This window comes from Oceanicaulis sp. UBA6590 (assembly GCF_002433705.1).
Classification (GTDB): domain Bacteria; phylum Pseudomonadota; class Alphaproteobacteria; order Caulobacterales; family Maricaulaceae; genus Oceanicaulis.
Genome location: NZ_DJIQ01000014.1, coordinates 1 through 16,097 on the forward strand (window position 1 = coordinate 1; position 16,097 = coordinate 16,097).

Annotated in this window: 15 protein-coding genes and 1 tRNA gene; 10 read left to right on the plus strand and 6 right to left on the minus strand. The window is 63.4% G+C overall.

What is annotated here, in order from left to right; translation table 11 throughout:
• Both B2Z70_RS02855 and B2Z70_RS02860 read left to right on the plus strand, forming a co-directional pair.
• On the plus strand, positions 1 to 303 hold a 303-nt coding region (locus tag B2Z70_RS02855; RefSeq protein ID WP_292980770.1), incomplete at its 5' end, for an HNH endonuclease.
• A gap of 48 nt (positions 304 to 351) precedes the next feature.
• Positions 352 to 1,188, plus strand: coding sequence for an HAD family hydrolase (locus B2Z70_RS02860; protein ID WP_292980773.1), 837 nt, complete (start codon positions 352 to 354; stop codon positions 1,186 to 1,188).
• Here B2Z70_RS02860 and B2Z70_RS02865 read toward each other — a convergent pair.
• From B2Z70_RS02865 to B2Z70_RS02875, 3 genes are read right to left on the minus strand one after another with little or no spacing between them, the layout of a single operon-like run.
• Complete coding sequence (locus B2Z70_RS02865) at positions 1,185 to 1,751, minus strand: demethoxyubiquinone hydroxylase family protein (protein ID WP_292980776.1); 567 nt, start codon at positions 1,749 to 1,751, stop codon at positions 1,185 to 1,187. The genes B2Z70_RS02860 and B2Z70_RS02865 overlap by 4 nt on opposite strands.
• A complete protein-coding gene (locus B2Z70_RS02870) occupies positions 1,751 to 2,284 on the minus strand; it encodes a disulfide bond formation protein B (RefSeq protein ID WP_162010982.1) in 534 nt (177 codons plus the stop codon). Before B2Z70_RS02870 ends, B2Z70_RS02865 begins: the two co-directional genes overlap by 1 nt.
• A 55-nt stretch (positions 2,285 to 2,339) precedes the next feature.
• The gene (locus B2Z70_RS02875) at positions 2,340 to 3,017 is read right to left on the minus strand and encodes an exopolysaccharide biosynthesis protein (protein WP_156776162.1); all 678 of its coding nucleotides are present in this window, start codon (positions 3,015 to 3,017) and stop codon (positions 2,340 to 2,342) included.
• A gap of 175 nt (positions 3,018 to 3,192) precedes the next feature.
• Here B2Z70_RS02875 and B2Z70_RS02880 point away from each other — a divergent pair.
• The 3 genes from B2Z70_RS02880 (at position 3,193) to B2Z70_RS02890 (ending at position 6,095) form a co-directional block, all read left to right on the plus strand.
• Positions 3,193 to 3,279 (plus strand) — tRNA-Leu (locus B2Z70_RS02880).
• 346 nt (positions 3,280 to 3,625) lie between these two features.
• Positions 3,626 to 5,632: a tetratricopeptide repeat protein gene (locus B2Z70_RS02885; protein ID WP_162010981.1), complete on the plus strand. Its 2,007-nt coding sequence runs from the start codon at positions 3,626 to 3,628 to the stop codon at positions 5,630 to 5,632.
• 1 nt (position 5,633) lies between these two features.
• A complete protein-coding gene (locus B2Z70_RS02890) occupies positions 5,634 to 6,095 on the plus strand; it encodes a hypothetical protein (protein WP_009801816.1) in 462 nt (153 codons plus the stop codon).
• Between the two features lies 1 nt (position 6,096).
• Here B2Z70_RS02890 and cydC read toward each other — a convergent pair whose 3' ends face one another.
• Entirely contained in the window at positions 6,097 to 7,824 is a 1,728-nt protein-coding gene (gene cydC / locus B2Z70_RS02895) for a thiol reductant ABC exporter subunit CydC (RefSeq protein ID WP_292980786.1), read from the minus strand.
• Positions 7,821 to 9,593, minus strand: coding sequence for a thiol reductant ABC exporter subunit CydD (gene cydD, locus B2Z70_RS02900; RefSeq protein ID WP_292980789.1), 1,773 nt, complete (start codon positions 9,591 to 9,593; stop codon positions 7,821 to 7,823). Before cydD ends, cydC begins: the two co-directional genes overlap by 4 nt.
• A gap of 160 nt (positions 9,594 to 9,753) precedes the next feature.
• On the opposite strand from cydD, the gene B2Z70_RS02905 reads away from it, so the two are divergent.
• The 3 genes from B2Z70_RS02905 to cydX are packed head-to-tail and all read left to right on the plus strand — an operon-like array spanning position 9,754 to position 12,632.
• Positions 9,754 to 11,331, plus strand: coding sequence for a cytochrome ubiquinol oxidase subunit I (locus tag B2Z70_RS02905; protein ID WP_292980792.1), 1,578 nt, complete (start codon positions 9,754 to 9,756; stop codon positions 11,329 to 11,331).
• Positions 11,332 to 11,343: 12 nt separating this feature from the next.
• Entirely contained in the window at positions 11,344 to 12,489 is a 1,146-nt protein-coding gene (gene cydB / locus B2Z70_RS02910; protein WP_009801811.1) for a cytochrome d ubiquinol oxidase subunit II, read from the plus strand.
• Between the two features lie 17 nt (positions 12,490 to 12,506).
• On the plus strand, positions 12,507 to 12,632 hold the full coding sequence (gene cydX / locus B2Z70_RS02915) for a cytochrome bd-I oxidase subunit CydX (protein ID WP_009801810.1): 126 nt from the start codon (positions 12,507 to 12,509) through the stop codon (positions 12,630 to 12,632).
• 74 nt (positions 12,633 to 12,706) lie between these two features.
• Here cydX and B2Z70_RS02920 read toward each other — a convergent pair whose 3' ends face one another.
• Positions 12,707 to 13,360 (minus strand): helix-turn-helix domain-containing protein, encoded by a 654-nt coding sequence (locus tag B2Z70_RS02920; RefSeq protein WP_009801809.1) that lies wholly within the window; start codon positions 13,358 to 13,360, stop codon positions 12,707 to 12,709.
• A 218-nt stretch (positions 13,361 to 13,578) separates the two neighbouring features.
• Here B2Z70_RS02920 and B2Z70_RS02925 point away from each other — a divergent pair, with 218 nt between their 5' ends.
• The gene (locus tag B2Z70_RS02925; protein ID WP_009801808.1) at positions 13,579 to 15,393 is read left to right on the plus strand and encodes a long-chain-acyl-CoA synthetase; all 1,815 of its coding nucleotides are present in this window, start codon (positions 13,579 to 13,581) and stop codon (positions 15,391 to 15,393) included.
• Positions 15,394 to 15,395: 2 nt separating this feature from the next.
• Complete coding sequence (locus B2Z70_RS02930) at positions 15,396 to 15,995, plus strand: DUF924 family protein (protein WP_292980799.1); 600 nt, start codon at positions 15,396 to 15,398, stop codon at positions 15,993 to 15,995.
• The last annotated feature ends 102 nt before the right edge of the window (positions 15,996 to 16,097 follow it).

Genomic DNA, 16,097 nt, shown 5'->3' on the forward strand with positions numbered 1-16,097 from the left:
CTGCGCGACGGCTTCCGCTGCCAGTATTGCGGCACGGATAAGCTCGACCAGCTGACCTTTGATCATGTGGTGCCGCGCGCCTATGGCGGCCGGACCACCTGGGACAATATCGTCGCCGCCTGTGCGCCGTGTAACCTTAAGAAGGGCGGGCGTACGCCGCGTGAGGCCAAGATGCCGCTGCTGCGCGATGCGGATCGTCCCAGCCAGCATCAGCTGCAGTCCCAGGGGCGGCGCTTTCCGCCCAAATACCTGCACGAAAGCTGGCTTGATTATCTCTACTGGGATGTGGAGCTGGAGGCCTAGGGAAAGGCCTGCTTGCACGCCGATCCGAAACAGGCTTCATCGCGATCCATGACACACGCGCCCACCATCGCCCTCGCCTATGATTTTGACGGCACGCTGAGCCCCGGCTCCATGCAGGAGCATTCCTTCATACCCGAGATCGGTGAGGAGATCGGCGCGTTCTGGGGACGGGTGAATGGCGAGGCGGCCCGTCTCGGTGCGGACAATATCCTCATCTACATGCATGAGATGGTGAAAGCCGCCCAGCGTGAGGATGTGCGCTTCCGCCGCGAGGATATCGAACGTCACGGCCAGTCCGTCAGCTTCTTTCCCGGCGTCGCCGAAGGCTGGTTCCAGCGCCTGCGCGAATACGGCGAAGCGCGTGGCGTCCGGGTGCAGCACTACATCATCTCGTCCGGGCTTAAGGAGATGATCGCGGCGAGCGCGGTGGGCAAGGAGTTCGACGCGATCTTCGCCAGCGAATTCAAATACAATGCCGATGACGTGCCGGTCTGGGCGGCGTCGGCTGTGAACTACACCAACAAGACCCAGTTCCTGTTCCGCATCAACAAGGGCGCGCTGGACCTCTCCGACCATGCCGAGGTCAACGCCTATGTGCCCGAGGATGACCGTCCGGTGCCCTTTCGGAACATGATCTATGTGGGTGACGGCGACACCGATGTGCCCTGCATGCGCACGGTCAAGGAGCAGGGCGGGGTGTCCATCGCGGTTCATCCCGCGGGTGACGCCAAGGGCGCGGAAAAGACCGCCAAGCTCAAGGCCGACCGCCGCGTACACTTCACCGCCGACGCGGACTATTCAGATGGCGCAGCGCTTGATGTCTATGTGAAGGCGGCCATCGACAAGATGGCGGCGGTGGAGCGGCTCAAGGCGCTCGAGCGCTAGATCCGCGTGCACAGGGCGATGGCGGTGAGACAACCCGTGGAGATGAGCGCCGAAAGGGCGGGATACCCGGCCGCGCTCTTGGCGCCTTCCTCTACCGCGAGATCCTTGTGCGCGGTTTCCTCGTCCCGGAACTGGGCGAACTGATCGGCCAGCGCATCGCGTCCCGCCCAACGCAGCTCCTGCACCTGATCATCGTAATGGCCCTCGATCACCGCTTCGATCGCTTCGGTGCAGGCGTGGGCGGCTTTCTCGCCCAGAAGCGCGGTGCCGGCGCCGAGTGCAAAGCCTGCCAGATTGGCGATGGGCGAGAGCAGGGTCGGGCGCGCCTTGCCGTCGCGGATATGGTCGTCAAAGGCCTGCAGATGGTGCTGCTCGTCCGCTTCCATATGCACCAGCTGGCTGGCGATGCGTGCCTTCTCCGGACGCCCCTTGAAGACGGCGCGCTGGCCCTGGTAGATCGCCACGGCGGCGTACTCGCCGGCATGGTCCACACGCACCATGGATTCGATGCGCGAGGCGTCGGCCTTGCGGCCCGGACGACGGATGGTCTTGCGTTGCGCCATTACTCGCTCCGATAGGGTTCGCGGAACACGATGAGGATCGAGACCAGCATCAGAAGGCCGCTGATGAGGGCGTTGTACCCCGCCATGGACACGCCCAGAAGGGTCCAGGCCGGTTCATCGCACAGCACCACATTGGTCGCGGTGCTCAGCGAGGAAAGCAGATCCTCGACGCTGACGGAACTGGTGTCCGCGGCCAGACAGTCAAGCCGCCAGAATCCGTATTCGCCGCCCGCATGGTAACCTGCGCGCCAGGCGCTGAACCCGGCCAGGGCGGCGATAACCAGCGTGGCCGCCCGTGCAGCAAGGGCGTTCATGGGCCTGAGGACGTTGAGGCCTATGAACAGGACCAGTCCGGCGAACAGCAGATAGGCGTGCGCCCAGCGTTGCTCGATGCATAGCGGGCAAGGCGCATAGCGCCCGATCACTTCAAATCCGAACGCGCCCAGCAACAGGCTGGCGGACACGAGGGCTCCGATGAGCGGCCAGGTGTCGGGACGGGTCCATCGGTCCAGAAGGGGGGGAAGTACGGGCATGGTCATGAACCTAGGTCAGCGTGGCGAGAAGAGCGAGGGACAGGGCGTCGCAGCCTCAGCCGCCAGCACCGATCAGGCCCAGAATGAACTCTTTGAGCAGGTCGATAAACGCCGCTCCAAAGAACGTGAAGCCGATGATGAGCAGGCTGATCCAGAAAATCCCGAGAATGAGACCAGCGAGCACCAGAAGTCCGTCTCGGGTGATCAGGCCGATCGAGGCGATGGCGATGCCGATGCCGGGCGCCGTGTTGGTGGTGGGCAGGGGGATCAGGATCGAGGTGCAGAACAGAACGAAGACTGCGCCGACCACCCGTTCCGCTGTGGGGCCGGAGAGGGCGCTGAAACGCGGTCGCGCCAGAGCTTCCAGCCAGCCGAACCATTTCTTGGACCAGCGGGCGATGCGGACAAGGCTGGGCTTGTCCAGCGGGCGATCGCGAAACCCTTTCGGCATCCACGGATGGGCGCGTCCCGCCGCCATTTGCGCGGCGATCGCCATCATCGGCAGGGCGACAATCTGGGGCACGCCATAAAGGAAGGGCATGCATACCGGAATGGCGAGCGCAAAGAGCAAGGCGCCGAATACGCGCTCGCCCAGGGCGTCGCTGAACTGTCCCAGGGTCAGTCCGTCCTCGGGCGCTGTCTCGGCGATGCGGGCAAGCGCGTCGGTCAGCCCCAGATCTTCACCGGGCTCGGGGTGATCGGACCGGGATTCGTCAGGCTCTATCTGCGCCATCAACATCACCTTATGTCAGGCTGAAACCGCTTCACTTCTAGTGCGATGGGGGCGAGCCGTCCATGTGAGAGCGCCGCGTGATTCGCAAACAGCCCAAACCGGAGCGGGAACTGAACAACCGGGCTCGACCAGGTGAGGATTTCAAGGCATACAGACCGCTTGCGTCGACATGCGTGCGGGCGTGGCGGAATTGGTAGACGCAGGGGACTCAAAATCCCCCGGGCGCAAGCCCTTGTCGGTTCGAGTCCGACCGCCCGTACCAGTCCGGCCGGCCAAGCCTGTCCCCGCGGGCCGGAGCCCGGAGAATCGCGACCTTTCCACAAGAAAAAATGTGAGTGTTCTGGCGAGTTGGCGCTGCGCTTCTTGTGTGAGCTCAAGCGCTTCAAGAAATTGAACAATCTTCTGATAATTATATTAATTGAACTAATTCAACAGCTTGTGCAAAGCTTTTCCGCAATGCTTCGTCCGCGGCTTTTCGCCTCTTGAGAGAGATTTTTGGAGCTGACAGGAGCAAGATGGTCTACGCTGCATTAATCCTGATGCAGCCATGTCATTCAAGACGCTATACAAAGCCATGGGGTCATTTCGTCATTTCAGGAACTGAATCATTGAGCTCCAGAAAACAGCCTCTGGTGATCATCGCCGCAGCCAGCGCCGATGAGGCGCGCGCCGAGCGTTTGAAACAGGCTTTGCTGGATCGCGGCGTGCGCGCTGTTCTGTCCGCGGAAGTGGGCGTGGCCGAGAAGAAGGCGCGGCTTTTCGTCCTGTCCTCTCCGGCGGCTCTCAAGTGCCAGACGCTCAACAATTTTCTGGAAGATTTCACATGGTCCCACGGGATGCGCCACATCCACATTGTCGGTGTGGAGACCGAAAGGCCCGTTTTGCCCATGGCCTTGCGGGCCGAGCGGCGCAGTAATGGATCGTTCTGGACGCTGCCCAGGCCCCCGGTGATCGGGGCGCTCTACAATGACGAGACCAGTGTCGAGATCATTGCCGACGAGATCGCGCATGAATGCAGTTCTGACGCCGGCATCACGCTGGCGCGCACCGTGGCGAGCAGCGTGGCGCATCGGCCTCTGGCGACCGGGCTTGCAACCGCCTGCGCCCTGTTGCTGGGCGTCACGGTCTGGCAGGCCGACCAGATCAGCGCCTATCAGGACGAAGCCGCGCAGGCGCAGGCTTTCACCAGCCGCCTTCTGACCGACATCACCGAGAACCTGCCGCGTGCGGCGAGTCAGGAAACCCTGATCCGACTGGCTGACGAGTTGACGCGCACATATCTGGAGACGTCCGTCGCCGGGCTTTCGGATGACGAGCTGGGTCGCCGCGCGCGCCTGTTCAATCTCATTGGTGAAGCGCGCGACGTGCATGGTCAGCCTGAAGAGGCCCGCGAGGCGTTTCTGGCGGCTTTCGAGATGACCGAGGCCCTGCTGAACCGCGCGCCGAACAATCTTCAACGTGTCTACGATCACGCGCAATCGGCCTACTGGGTCGGTAACCAGGCCTATCGCAGCGGGGATATAGCAACCGCCGGCGACTATATGGATATCTATGCCGAGCTGGCCGAGACCCTGGTCGCGCGCGAGCCTGACAATCCCAGCTATCAGGCCGAGCGCGGTTACGCCGCGCTCAATCTGGGCGTCATCGATCTTGATACCGGCAACCCGGTGTCCGCGACCGCGCTGTTTGAAGAAGCGGTGGACATCTTTGAAAACGGATTGATCGAGGCGCATGTCATTGGTCTGTCAGACCTTGGCAATACGCTGGGCTGGCTGGCCGACGCCCAGCGTGACGCCGGGGCGCTGCGAGACGCGCTTGCGACCCGCGAACGCGAGCTGTCGCTCTATCGCCAGGACTTGGAACAGTCTCCGGGCGTGTCGCGCCTGCTGCTGAACGTGGCGCATACCCAGGGTGAAATCGCCGGCATCGCGACAGAGCTGGGTGAGGACGAGCGCAGCGCGGAATTGCTGGACGAGGCGCTCGACACCGTCAACGCCCTCTTTACGCAATCGCCGGAGAACGATTCCTATGGTCGCATCTATGTCCAGCTGATCTACCAGCGGGCCCGGCTCGCGATGAGCCGGGGTGAGATGGTGCGCGCCCAATTGCTGATTGGCGAAGCGAGACGTCTGGCGGCGCGCACGAATGAATCCGGCGAGAATGACACCCTGTATCTGACCCGGACCTGGGCGATGACGCTTGCAGGCGAGCTGGCGCTGAGGGCGGGCTCGTATGAGACAGCCATTGTGGAAGCGACCCAGGCGATTAGCGCCGGGGAGAAATCCATCGCAAACGGCAAGGAAATCGCGCGAAGCGCCCTGGCGAACGCGTATTATGTCCGGGGACAGGCGCTCTCGGCGCTGGGGCGTCAGGGCGAGGCTGAAACCATGTATCGCTCGGCGCTCAACCAGCTGGGCATGATCGCGGAGCCTCGGCGTCTGGCTGCGGCTGACCTGGAATCACGCATTTACTGGCGGCTTGGCGATATCGCGCAGGCTATGCAGGTCCGGCGCGCACTTGAGGCTCGCGGCTATGCGAGCCGGGGATTCACGCAGTTCTGGGACGAGATTGATCAGGCGGACACGGCGCAGGCTGCGCCATATCAAGGGGGCTGACATGAGCGGAGTGGACAAGCAGGTCGAGCGCATCAAGGCGCTGGGACTTCCCGGTCTCGATGTGCGTCATATCGGGGTTTATGTTCAGCCGACGGTCCGCGAGGTCGGGGATGAACTCGTCCAGACGTTTGCCGCCTATGTTGGTGAGAATGAAGGCAATTTCTCGATCAATTTTCCGACCAAGCTGATTTTCGTGATCATGACCGGCGGCTGGGAGTTCGAACGCTTCGAACTGGATGGCCGGACCTGGGACGGCATCGCCATCATGCCGTCGGACCAGGATTTCGAGGTCGCCTTCGGGGATGACGGTCGCCAGAGCGTGATCGTGATCGACAAGTGCAATTGCTTTTTCACCTATCGCTACCAGGTGGTGCTGCGCAATTCACAGACCGGTCAGCGCATTGTCGTGGATCCGGGCTTCGGCAATACCGATCGCGAACCGCCGAACCCGCCTCCGCCATAGGCTAGAGTGACGGGAACAGCCGTTTCAGCGCTGTGTCGGACTGGCGCAAATCGCCAGCCGGCCCGGCCGCCGCGATACGCCCGTTCTCAAGAACCGCGATCTGCCGGGCGCGTTCCAGAAGCCTGACGCGATGCGTGACCATAAGGGTGCTGCGACGCGGGTCCTCGTCCAGCCAAAGGTCCAGCGCATCCAGGAAGTCCGCCTCGGTCGTCTCGTCGAGCCCTTCTGTCGGCTCGTCGAGCAAGAGCACCGGGGCGTTCTTGACGAAGGCGCGCGCCAGGGCGATCCGCCGCGCCTGTCCGCCAGAGACAAGCCCGCCCAGCTCCCCGGTCCAGGTCTTGAGGCCTTCGGGCAGACGGCGGACGAAATCGGCGGCTCCGGCGCGTGCGAGCGCGTCCCACAGACGGTCCTCTTCGGCATCCGGATCGGCCAGGCGCAGATTGGCGCGCAGCGTGGTCGAGAGAAGTTCGGCCCGCTGATCCACCAGCGCGAACCGGCTGCGAACATCTGAGATGGCGAGAGCGTCCAGTGCTGCCCCGCCCAAGGTGATAGCGCCCCCCTGCGCGCTGTAGAACCGCATCAGCAATTTGATCACGCTCGACTTGCCGGCGCCGGATGCGCCGACCAGCGCCAGTCGTCCGCCTTCGGGCAGGGACAGGTCGATGCCGTCAAGAATGTCTGTATCTGTCTCGGGATAGCGGAAAGTCACGTTTTTCAGGGACAGGTCCCACCCCTCGGGCAGCGGGGCGGGGCGGGCGGGATCGCTGACCGCCGGCGTGATTTCCGTGAGCGCCTTCAGGCGGCGCGCCGAGGCTGTCGTCTTGCCATAGAGCTCGGCGGCCTGAACCAGGGGCGCAGCGGCTTCAAAGAGGGCGAAGGCGATGAAGCCGGCGAGGGCTGAAACGGGGGCTGCGGCGCCGGAGGCGGCGGCGAGTCCGAAGCCGAGCACGAAACTCAGGGGCGCGGCGAGGGCGAGTATGGCGCCATTGATCATCGAGACGGACGATAACCGGGTCTGGGCGTCGACAAGACCTGCATTGGCGGTCTCGATCCGATCGATAATGCGGTGTGTTGCGCCATAGGCCTTGAGCTCCGCAAGGCCGGAGACGAGGTCGCCCGCCTCGGCGCGCAATGTGCTGGCCTCGCCTGTCAGGTCCTGACCGGCTTGGCGTGCGGTCCGGGCCGCCCAGTATGGCAGAATGACGCTCGCCAGCAGGAAGGTCCCCAGCACGCCGGGCAGGGCGGCAGGGGCGAGAAAGGCCAGGATGACGCTCGCGAACACGGCCCCGGTCACAGCAGCGGTCACCGGCGTGACAAAGCGCAGATAGAGACTGTCGAGCGCGTCCACATCTTGTGTGACCCGCGAGAGGAGGTCGCCGCCGCGCATGCGTCCCAGCCGGGCCGGCGCCAGCGGCGCAACCGTATCGAAGACCCAGAGCCGCAGGCGCGCCAGAATCCGGAACGTCGCTTCATGGGTGACCATGCGTTCGGCATAGCGCCCGACCGTGCGCCCAAGCGCAAAGCCGCGCACGCCGCCAGAGGCGAAAAGATAGTTGAAGGCGCGACCGGCGCCGGCCAGTCCCGCGACGGCGGACGCCGTGATGAACCAGCCCGACAGGGACAACAGTCCGATGCCGGCGAGCAGGGTCAGGGCGGCGAGAGCGGCGCCCAGGCGCAACCACCAGCGATCCGGTCTGGCGAGACCGAGGAAGAATCGCAGATCGCTCATGCCGCGTCCTCCATCTGGAGTTCAATCACCTGGTCCGCGAGGGCGCGAACGGCGGGGCTGTGCGTGGCGATCACAATGGTGCGTCCGGCGCTGATACGTTTGAGCGCCTCCAGGAAGCGCCCTTCGGCTTCGCCATCAAGATGGGCGGTGGGTTCATCCAGAAGAACGAGCTTCATATCGACCGCCCAGGCGCGCGCCAGAGCAAGGCGCTGCGCCTGCCCTCCCGACAGGCCATAGCCCTTTTCCCCCACTCGGGTTTCCAGCCCGTCTGGCAGGCTGGCGGCGAAATCCATGACGCCGGCGGTTTCTGCGGCCGCAGTGATGCGCTCCAGAGGCAGGCTTTCGTCAAACAGGCTGATATTCTCGATGAGGTCGCCGAAGAACACGTGTGGGCGCTGGGAAATCCAGGCGGCCTTGCCGATCAGGGGCGTGCGGGTCGCGTCTCCATCCACAAGGATCGCGCCCTCAGTCAGGGGCGCATATCCCAGCAGCATTTTCAGGGCTGTGGATTTGCCCACGCCTGAAGGTCCCCACAGTGCGGTGATCTGTCCAGCAGGCGCCTCGAAACTCAACGGGGCAAGGCCGCGCCTGCCATCCGCATACACCGAGCCTGCTTCCCGGAATGTCAGCGCGGGCGCCGTCTCGAAGCCCGGGGAGCGGAACAGGGCTTCCGGGCTCTCGCCGGCCAGGTCGGCGTCGCGGATGTGATCGCGCTCGGCGTTCAGCGCCTCAAGCGCCGCCATGGAGTCTTCCGGCCCGTCAAAGAGGGGGGCGAGCGCCTCCGCCCCCGCTTCTGCATCCGCCCGATCATGATAGGCCGCTGAAAGGCGACGCAGAGGCATGTAGAATTCAGGAGCCAGGATCAGACAGAACAGGCCCGTCTGAAGCGTGATTGTTTCGCCCGCATCGAAGGGCAACTCGCCCAGCAGCGAAAAGCCGATATAGATGGCGGATCCGGCGACGGAGACAGCGGCGAAGAATTCCAGGACACCGGAGGACAGGAACGCCATCGCCAGCACTTTCATGGTGCGGCGGCGGAAATCGTCGGAGGCGTCGGCCAGGCCATCGCGTTCACGCCCGGCGGCGTTGAACGCATTGAGGGTTTCCAGGGCGCGCAGCCGGTCATTGAACCGGCCTGCGAGCCGCTGCAGCGTGGTCAGCTGATCCTTGGACGCCGCAGCGGCGCCGGCGCCGACCAGCGCCATGAAGACGATCAGCAGCGGCGCCGTGACCAGGAAGATCAACCCCACCACATAGCTCGCCGAGAAGGCCGCCGCCATGATCACGAGCGGGCCCGCCATGACGACGCCCATGAGCGGGCGATAGCGGCCGAAGAAACCGTCAAGCTTGTCGACGGCGTCGATCAGGGAAGAGGCGGTTGCACCTGAATCCGCACGCTCGACATAGGAGGGACCACGCTCGACCAGCCGGCGTGCAGCCAGGGAGCGCACCGTGCTGCGAACCTTGAGGGAGGCGAGAACGCCCATCCGGGTCTCGGCCGCCTGCAGAACGGCGCGCAGGACCGCGCAGACCAGCGCCAGACCCAGTCCGGGCCAGACAGGCTGAGCGTTCACGAGGGCGCTGACCGCCCACGCGGCGCCCCAGGCGAACCCGATGAAGACGGCGTACTGCGCGGCGCCGAAAGCGGCGCCCAGTCGTGTCAGGCCGGACGCCGGCGCCCCCCAGGCTTTCAGATAGGCGGCCAGCCGGGCCTTGCGGGCTTTCTGGGCGGCCTTGATGTCCGCAGCGGACAAATCAGTGTTACTCATGACCCCCGACATACACGCCCTTGTCCGGATTGAAGTGCGACCGCTCGTCCCATGCGACACCTTGCAGACGATACAAACTAACGCGCTTGGATCATAAAGACATCGGCTGCGCCCGAGGGCGTATTCTTTTAACCGCTGCCGCAAGGCATTGGAGGGTGACATGGTCGACATGACCGTTGTGGAGCTGTCGCGCTGGCAATTCGCGCTGACAGCCATGTATCACTTCCTCTTTGTACCGCTCACACTTGGACTGTCCATCATCCTCGCCATCATGGAGAGCGTTTATGTGATGACGGGCCGTCAGGTCTGGCGGGACATGACGAAGTTCTGGGGCACGCTGTTCGGCATCAATTTCGTGCTGGGCGTGTCCACCGGGATCACGATGGAGTTCCAGTTCGGCATGAACTGGTCCTATTACTCCCACTATGTGGGCGACATTTTCGGCGCGCCGCTGGCCATTGAAGGCCTGATGGCCTTTTTCCTCGAGGCGACGCTGGTCGGCCTGTTCTTCTTCGGCTGGGACCGGATGAGCAAGCTGGGGCATCTGGCCGCCACCTGGTTCATGGCCATCGCCACCAACCTGTCGGCCCTGTGGATTCTGATCGCCAATGGCTGGATGCAGAACCCGGTCGGGTCCGAGTTCAACCCCGACACCATGCGCATGGAAGTCACCGACTTCATGGCCGTGCTGTTCAACCCGGTCGCCCAGGCGAAGTTCGTGCACACCGTGTCGGCAGGCTATGTGACCGGGGCGCTCTTTGTTCTGGCCATATCCGCCTTCTTCCTGCTGAACCGGCGCTTTGTCGGCTTCGCCAAGCGCTCGATGACGGTTGCGGCCGCCTTCGGTCTGGCCGGCGCGCTGTCGGCCGTGGTTCTGGGGGATGAGAGCGGATATGCGCTCACCGACAACCAGAAGATGAAGCTCGCAGCGCTGGAGGCCATGTGGCATACCGAAGAGGCGCCGGCGCCCTTGACCCTGGTCGGTTTTCCGAACCGTGAAACCCATGAGACCGAGCACGCCATCGAGATTCCCTGGGTGCTGGGCCTGATCGCGACCCGCTCTCTGGATACCCAGGTCGAAGGCATTCTGCCGCTGGTCGCCCATGCCGAAACCCGGATCGAGAACGGGGTCAGGGCCTATGACGCGATGATGCGCCTACGCGAAGATCCAGATGACGCCGTTGCGATGACCCAGTTCCAGGAAGCCAAGTTTGATCTGGGTTACGCCATGCTGCTGCGTCGCTATGTGGACGATCCGCGCGACGCCGGACCGGACCTCATTGCGCAGGCCGCCATGGATACGGTGCCCAATGTGGCGGTGATGTTCTGGAGTTTCCGCTTCATGGCCGGGCTGGGTTTCTACTTCATCGCACTGTTCGGCGCGGCGTTCGTGCTGAGCTCGTTGCGCAAGCATGAAACCCGCTGGTTCCTGAAGCTGGCGCTGGTCTCGCTCCCGCTGCCCTGGGTGGCCGCGGAGCTGGGCTGGCTGCTGGCCGAATACGGTCGCCAGCCCTGGATCATCGAAGGCGTGCTGCCGACCTTTGAAGGGGTGTCGAGCCTTCACCCGACCCAGATGATCCTGACCATTGTCGGCTTCACCGCGCTTTATGGCGCGCTGGCTGTGGTCGAGGTCACCCTGATGATCAAGTACATCCGCCGCGGACCCTATCCTGACGGTCCGGCGCGTGGATCATCCCTGAAACGCCAGGGCGGTTTCGAACCGCTGCCGGCTGAATAGGGAGGAGAGACCATGGACATTCCTCTTTCATACGAACTGTTGCGGGTGATCTGGTGGGCGCTGCTGGGCGTGTTGCTGATCGGGTTTGCAATCACCGACGGTTTTGATCTCGGCGTGGCGGGGCTTTTGCCCTTCGTCGCCCGGACCGATACCGAACGCCGCATCGCGATCAACACGGTGGGTCCGACCTGGGAAGGCAATCAGGTCTGGCTGATCCTGGGCGGCGGCGCGATCTTCGCGGCCTGGCCGCTGGTCTACGCCGTCTCCTTCTCGTCCTTCTATCTGGCGATGTTCGTGGTGCTGGCGGCGCTGATCCTGCGTCCGGTGGGCTTCAAGTACCGCTCCAAGCGGGATGATCCGCGCTGGCGCAATTTCTGGGACTGGGCGCTGTTCACCGGCGGCTTCGTGCCGGCGCTGATCTTTGGCGTGGCCGTGGGCAATGTGCTGGTTGGCGCGCCCTTCCGGATGAATGACGACATGCGCATTTTCTGGGACGGCAACTTCTTTGGCCTGCTCAATCCGTTCGCGCTCCTGTGCGGGCTGTTGAGCGTGACCATGCTGTTCCTGCATGGCGCGGCCTGGCTGTCGATGAAGGCGGAGTACGGCCCGGTGCGCGATCGCGCGCGGACCTTCGCGCCGATCTTCGCCTTCGCTTCGATCATCCTCTTCGCCCTGGCCGGCGCGTGGGTGGCGTTCGGGGATCTGGGCTATCAGGTGACCAATACGGTCGCCCCTGACGGGCCGGCCAATCCGCGACTGACCGAAACCGTGCGGGAGGGCGGGGCCTGGCTCGCCAATTACGGGCGCTATCCGTGGATGATCCTGGCGCCGGTGCTGGGCTTTGGCGGGGCGGCGCTGGCGCTGTTCGGACTGCGCTCGAACTCCGAGGCGATGACCTTTGTCGGCTCCAAGCTGTCGGTGGTGGGCATCATCTCGACGGTTGGGCTGTCGATGTTCCCGTTCATCCTGCCTTCGAGCATCGATCCCAACGCCTCACTGACCGTGTGGAACGCCTCTTCCAGCCACACGACCCTCTTCGTCATGCTGATCGTGACGGCGATCCTGTTGCCGATCGTGCTGGCCTATACCGCCTGGGCGTTCAAGGTGATGTGGGGTCGGGTCACGACCGAGCAGGTCGAGAGCGGCGATTACTACTAGGACAAGGAGAACAGACGATGTGGTATTTCACCTGGATTCTGGGCCTTGGACTGGCCTGCGCTTTCGCGATCCTCAACGCCATGTGGCATGAGCTGGCGCTGAGCGACACCGGAGACACCGGCAGCTCGGACGAGGCTTTCTGAGCCTTGGCGACGACCAGAAACAGAACAGCCCGGACCTCAGGTCCGGGCTGTTTTGCATGAAGCCGATACTGCGATCAGGCGGCTTCGGTGTCATTGGCCGGGCTGGGCGCGGCGCCTTCGTCTTCATCCGCGAAGGTGCGCACCTTGATCGGGCCGTCCCAGTCGCGCAGCAACTGCTGCTTTTCCTCAGCCGTGATCTCCACGTGCGCGCCATGCAGATACCAGCGTCCCGCATCATCGCGCACCGGAATTTCCGTGGTCCGCCAATGAGAGACCGGGTCCCCCTCATTGTTGTAGGTCCAGGTCACCTGCATGGAGGCGATCCGCCCCGAGAACGCGCCGAGATCGAGAAAGGCGTCGAGAATCTCGATCACGTCCGAATTCGAGGATTCAAGGACCTCGCCAGGCGCCAGGCGATGGAAGGGCGTCCCGTGATCGCGCAGGGCCTCGCTGACCGTATCGACAATGATCTTGCCGTCCACTTCAGCCAGCATGCTGATCAGGTGGGGCGAATGGCTGATCGTTGTGCGGAAATGCTCAAACAGCGGACGATGCTCGGGTTCCTGCAGCAGGCGTTCGAGCTTCGCTTCCAGCTGCGAGGAGGGCGAGGCTGTGGAATTTTCCAGGCGCGACACATAGGCCTGGCTCACGCCAAGCAGATGCGCCGCCGCTTCCTGTTTCAGGCCGGTGCGCTGACGAAAAGCTCTAAGCTCTTTTCCCCAATTCATAATATTAGACCCATTCAAAGGTGCGGAGCGTTGGAAGGCGTTTATTGAATCTGACTCAGTCACTTATCCGGTCATATTCGCAATAGTGCTGCACTGCAACGCATTGGCGGTTGAAAAATGCGGCTGCCACATGCCGAGCCGAACTTGACCGGACGTTTTCGAGCCGTACTGTCGCCCCAACTAAACCGCCAATGGCGGATACGAGGGAGGATACTGATATGGGCTTGTGGTCGACGATCCGTCGCGAATGGTTTTACACGACGCAGTTGGTGCGCATGCTGGGCGCACTCAAGAAGATCACGCCTGACTCAGAATATCTGACCCCGGACCTGTTCGAAGACAGCGTCGACAAGCACGCTCAGCGCACGGCCTTCATCACCGAGAGCGGCGTCGAGATCAGCTACGCCCAGTTTGACCGCTATGCGAACCGCGTCGCCCATTGGGCGCTGGCGCAGGGCGTGAAGCCGGGCGACACGGTCGCGCTCTACATGGCCAACCGCTGGGAATACGTCGCCATCTGGTTCGGCCTGTCCAAGGTCGGCATCATGGGCGCCCTCCTCAACAACCAGATCACCGGCCAATCCCTCGCCCATTGCATTGACGTCTCCGAAGCCGCCCATGTCATCGTGGAAGGGGAGCTCGCAGAGCAGTATGAGACCGCCTGCGCGCTCATCAATTGCAAACTGACCCCATGGGTCAGCGACGGCAAGCAGGCCAAGGCGCCAGGCGGCCAGGATTTCGATGCGGCTCTGTCCGGTCAGTCCGATGTGCGTCCGGACCGCTCCTATCGCGCGCATCTGAAGGCGTCTGATCCGTGCATGAAGATGTACACCTCGGGCACGACCGGTCTGCCCAAGGCGGCGATCGTGGCGCACACCCGGGCGCTGTATTATCTCCAGGTCTTTGGCGTCGCCGGTCATGCCGACAAGGATGACCGCATGATGATGGTGCTGCCCATGTACCACGCCACGGGCGGGCTGTGCGGGGTCGGCGCGGCGCTGTCGTTTGGCGGGGCGGTGATCGTGCGCCGGAAATTCTCCGCCACCCGCTTCTGGAAGGACGCCGCCGATACGGGCGCGACCATGCTGATGTATGTGGGCGAGCTGTGCCGCTTTCTGGTCGCTGCCGAACCCAGCGAGTGGGAGAAGAAGCACAAGATCCGCATCGCCATCGGCAATGGCCTGCGCCCGGATGTCTGGCCGCGGTTTGTCGAGCGCTCCGGCATCCCGCGGATCATGGAATTCTATGGCGCGACCGAAGGCAATGTCGGCCTGATCAATCTGGATTCCAAACAGGGCGCGATCGGACGGGTGCCGCCGCACCTGTCCAAACGCTTCAACATCAAGCTCGTCAAGTTCGACATGGACGAGGAAGCGCCGATCCGCGACGCCAACGGGCGCTGCATCGAATGCAAGCCGGGTGAAGTGGGCGAGGCGATTGGTGAAATCCGTCCCGATGACGCTCGCTACCGCTTTGACGGCTATGGCGATGAGGAAGCCACAAAGAAGAAGATCCTGCGCGACGTGTTCAGCGAAGGCGATCTGTACTTCCGCACCGGCGACCTGATGAAGCGCGACGCCCAAGGCTATTTCTACTTCATCGACCGGGTGGGCGACACCTTCCGCTGGAAGTCGGAAAACGTGTCCACCAATGAAGTCGCCGAAGTCTTTGGCACTCATGAAAAAGTCGTCCAGGCCAATGTTTATGGCGTTGAAGTGGCGGATTATTCGGGCAAGGCCGGCATGGTGGCGCTGGTCGCAGAGGAGGGGCTCGATCTCAACGCCCTGCATGCGCACGTCCACAAGGAGCTGCCTCATTACGCCCGCCCGCTCTTCCTGCGGCTGAGCAAGGAGACCCAGGACGAGAACACGACCGGGACCTTCAAGCTGAAGAAAACCGATCTCGTCAAACAGGGCTGGGATCCCGAGCTGATCGCCGATCCGGTCTACTTCGATGATCCTGATCAGGACGGCTATGTGCCTCTGACGGCGGAAATGCGCGCCCAGATCCTGTCGGGCGAGAAGCGGGTCTGATCATGACGCTGATGCCGGAAGACATACTGGACTTCTGGTTCGAGGAGGCTGGCCCGAAAGCCTGGTTCACGGTTGATGCGGCGTTTGACGCCCGGGTGCGCCGAAAACTGGGGCCGGCCTGTCACAGCTTTCTGCAGACCCGGTCCGTGCTGGACCATCCCTGGCTGGTCGAGCCCGACACCGCCCTGGCGTTGGTGATTCTGCTCGACCAGGCCCCCCGCAATGTCTGGCGCGGCTCGAATGCGGCGTTCAGGCTCGATCCGCTGGCGCGTGAGGCGGCCATGAGCATGCTGGAGGCCGGGTTTGACTGGGCGCTGCCCAAGGATCGCCGAGCGTTTGTCTATCTGCCTTTCTCCCATTCCGAGGATCTCGAGGATCAGGCGCTGGCCGTTCTGATGTGCGAGGAGCGGCTGGGTCCGGACAGCGACAATACCCGGCATGCCCGAGCCCATATGGATGTGATCGCGCGCTTCGGCCGCTTCCCGCATCGAAACGCCGTTTTGGGCCGGACCCCGCGCCCGGCGGAGCAGCGCTATCTGGAGGAGGGCGGTTACGCCCCGGGCTCGAAGCGCCCGGCAAAAACGACCCAAGGGCAGTCCTGACTCGGTCCGCATACCCACGCTTCTTCTTAAGTGATTGATTTATTTGACGTGGAATCCGGCAAGGGCTTTGCAGGAGGTGAGTGAACCCTCAAGGAGCGCCCA

Coding starts and splice junctions, on each gene's coding strand:
- B2Z70_RS02905 (WP_292980792.1), top strand. CDS start 9,754: ATGGTCGACATGACCGTTGTGGAGCTGTCGCGCTGGCAATTCGCGCTG.
- cydB (WP_009801811.1), top strand. CDS start 11,344: ATGGACATTCCTCTTTCATACGAACTGTTGCGGGTGATCTGGTGGGCG.
- B2Z70_RS02930 (WP_292980799.1), top strand. CDS start 15,396: ATGACGCTGATGCCGGAAGACATACTGGACTTCTGGTTCGAGGAGGCT.
- cydC (WP_292980786.1), bottom strand. CDS start 7,824: ATGAGCGATCTGCGATTCTTCCTCGGTCTCGCCAGACCGGATCGCTGG.
- cydD (WP_292980789.1), bottom strand. CDS start 9,593: ATGAGTAACACTGATTTGTCCGCTGCGGACATCAAGGCCGCCCAGAAA.
- B2Z70_RS02925 (WP_009801808.1), top strand. CDS start 13,579: ATGGGCTTGTGGTCGACGATCCGTCGCGAATGGTTTTACACGACGCAG.
- B2Z70_RS02920 (WP_009801809.1), bottom strand. CDS start 13,360: ATGAATTGGGGAAAAGAGCTTAGAGCTTTTCGTCAGCGCACCGGCCTG.
- B2Z70_RS02865 (WP_292980776.1), bottom strand. CDS start 1,751: ATGGCGCAACGCAAGACCATCCGTCGTCCGGGCCGCAAGGCCGACGCC.
- cydX (WP_009801810.1), top strand. CDS start 12,507: ATGTGGTATTTCACCTGGATTCTGGGCCTTGGACTGGCCTGCGCTTTC.
- B2Z70_RS02875 (WP_156776162.1), bottom strand. CDS start 3,017: ATGGCGCAGATAGAGCCTGACGAATCCCGGTCCGATCACCCCGAGCCC.
- B2Z70_RS02870 (WP_162010982.1), bottom strand. CDS start 2,284: ATGCCCGTACTTCCCCCCCTTCTGGACCGATGGACCCGTCCCGACACC.
- B2Z70_RS02890 (WP_009801816.1), top strand. CDS start 5,634: ATGAGCGGAGTGGACAAGCAGGTCGAGCGCATCAAGGCGCTGGGACTT.
- B2Z70_RS02860 (WP_292980773.1), top strand. CDS start 352: ATGACACACGCGCCCACCATCGCCCTCGCCTATGATTTTGACGGCACG.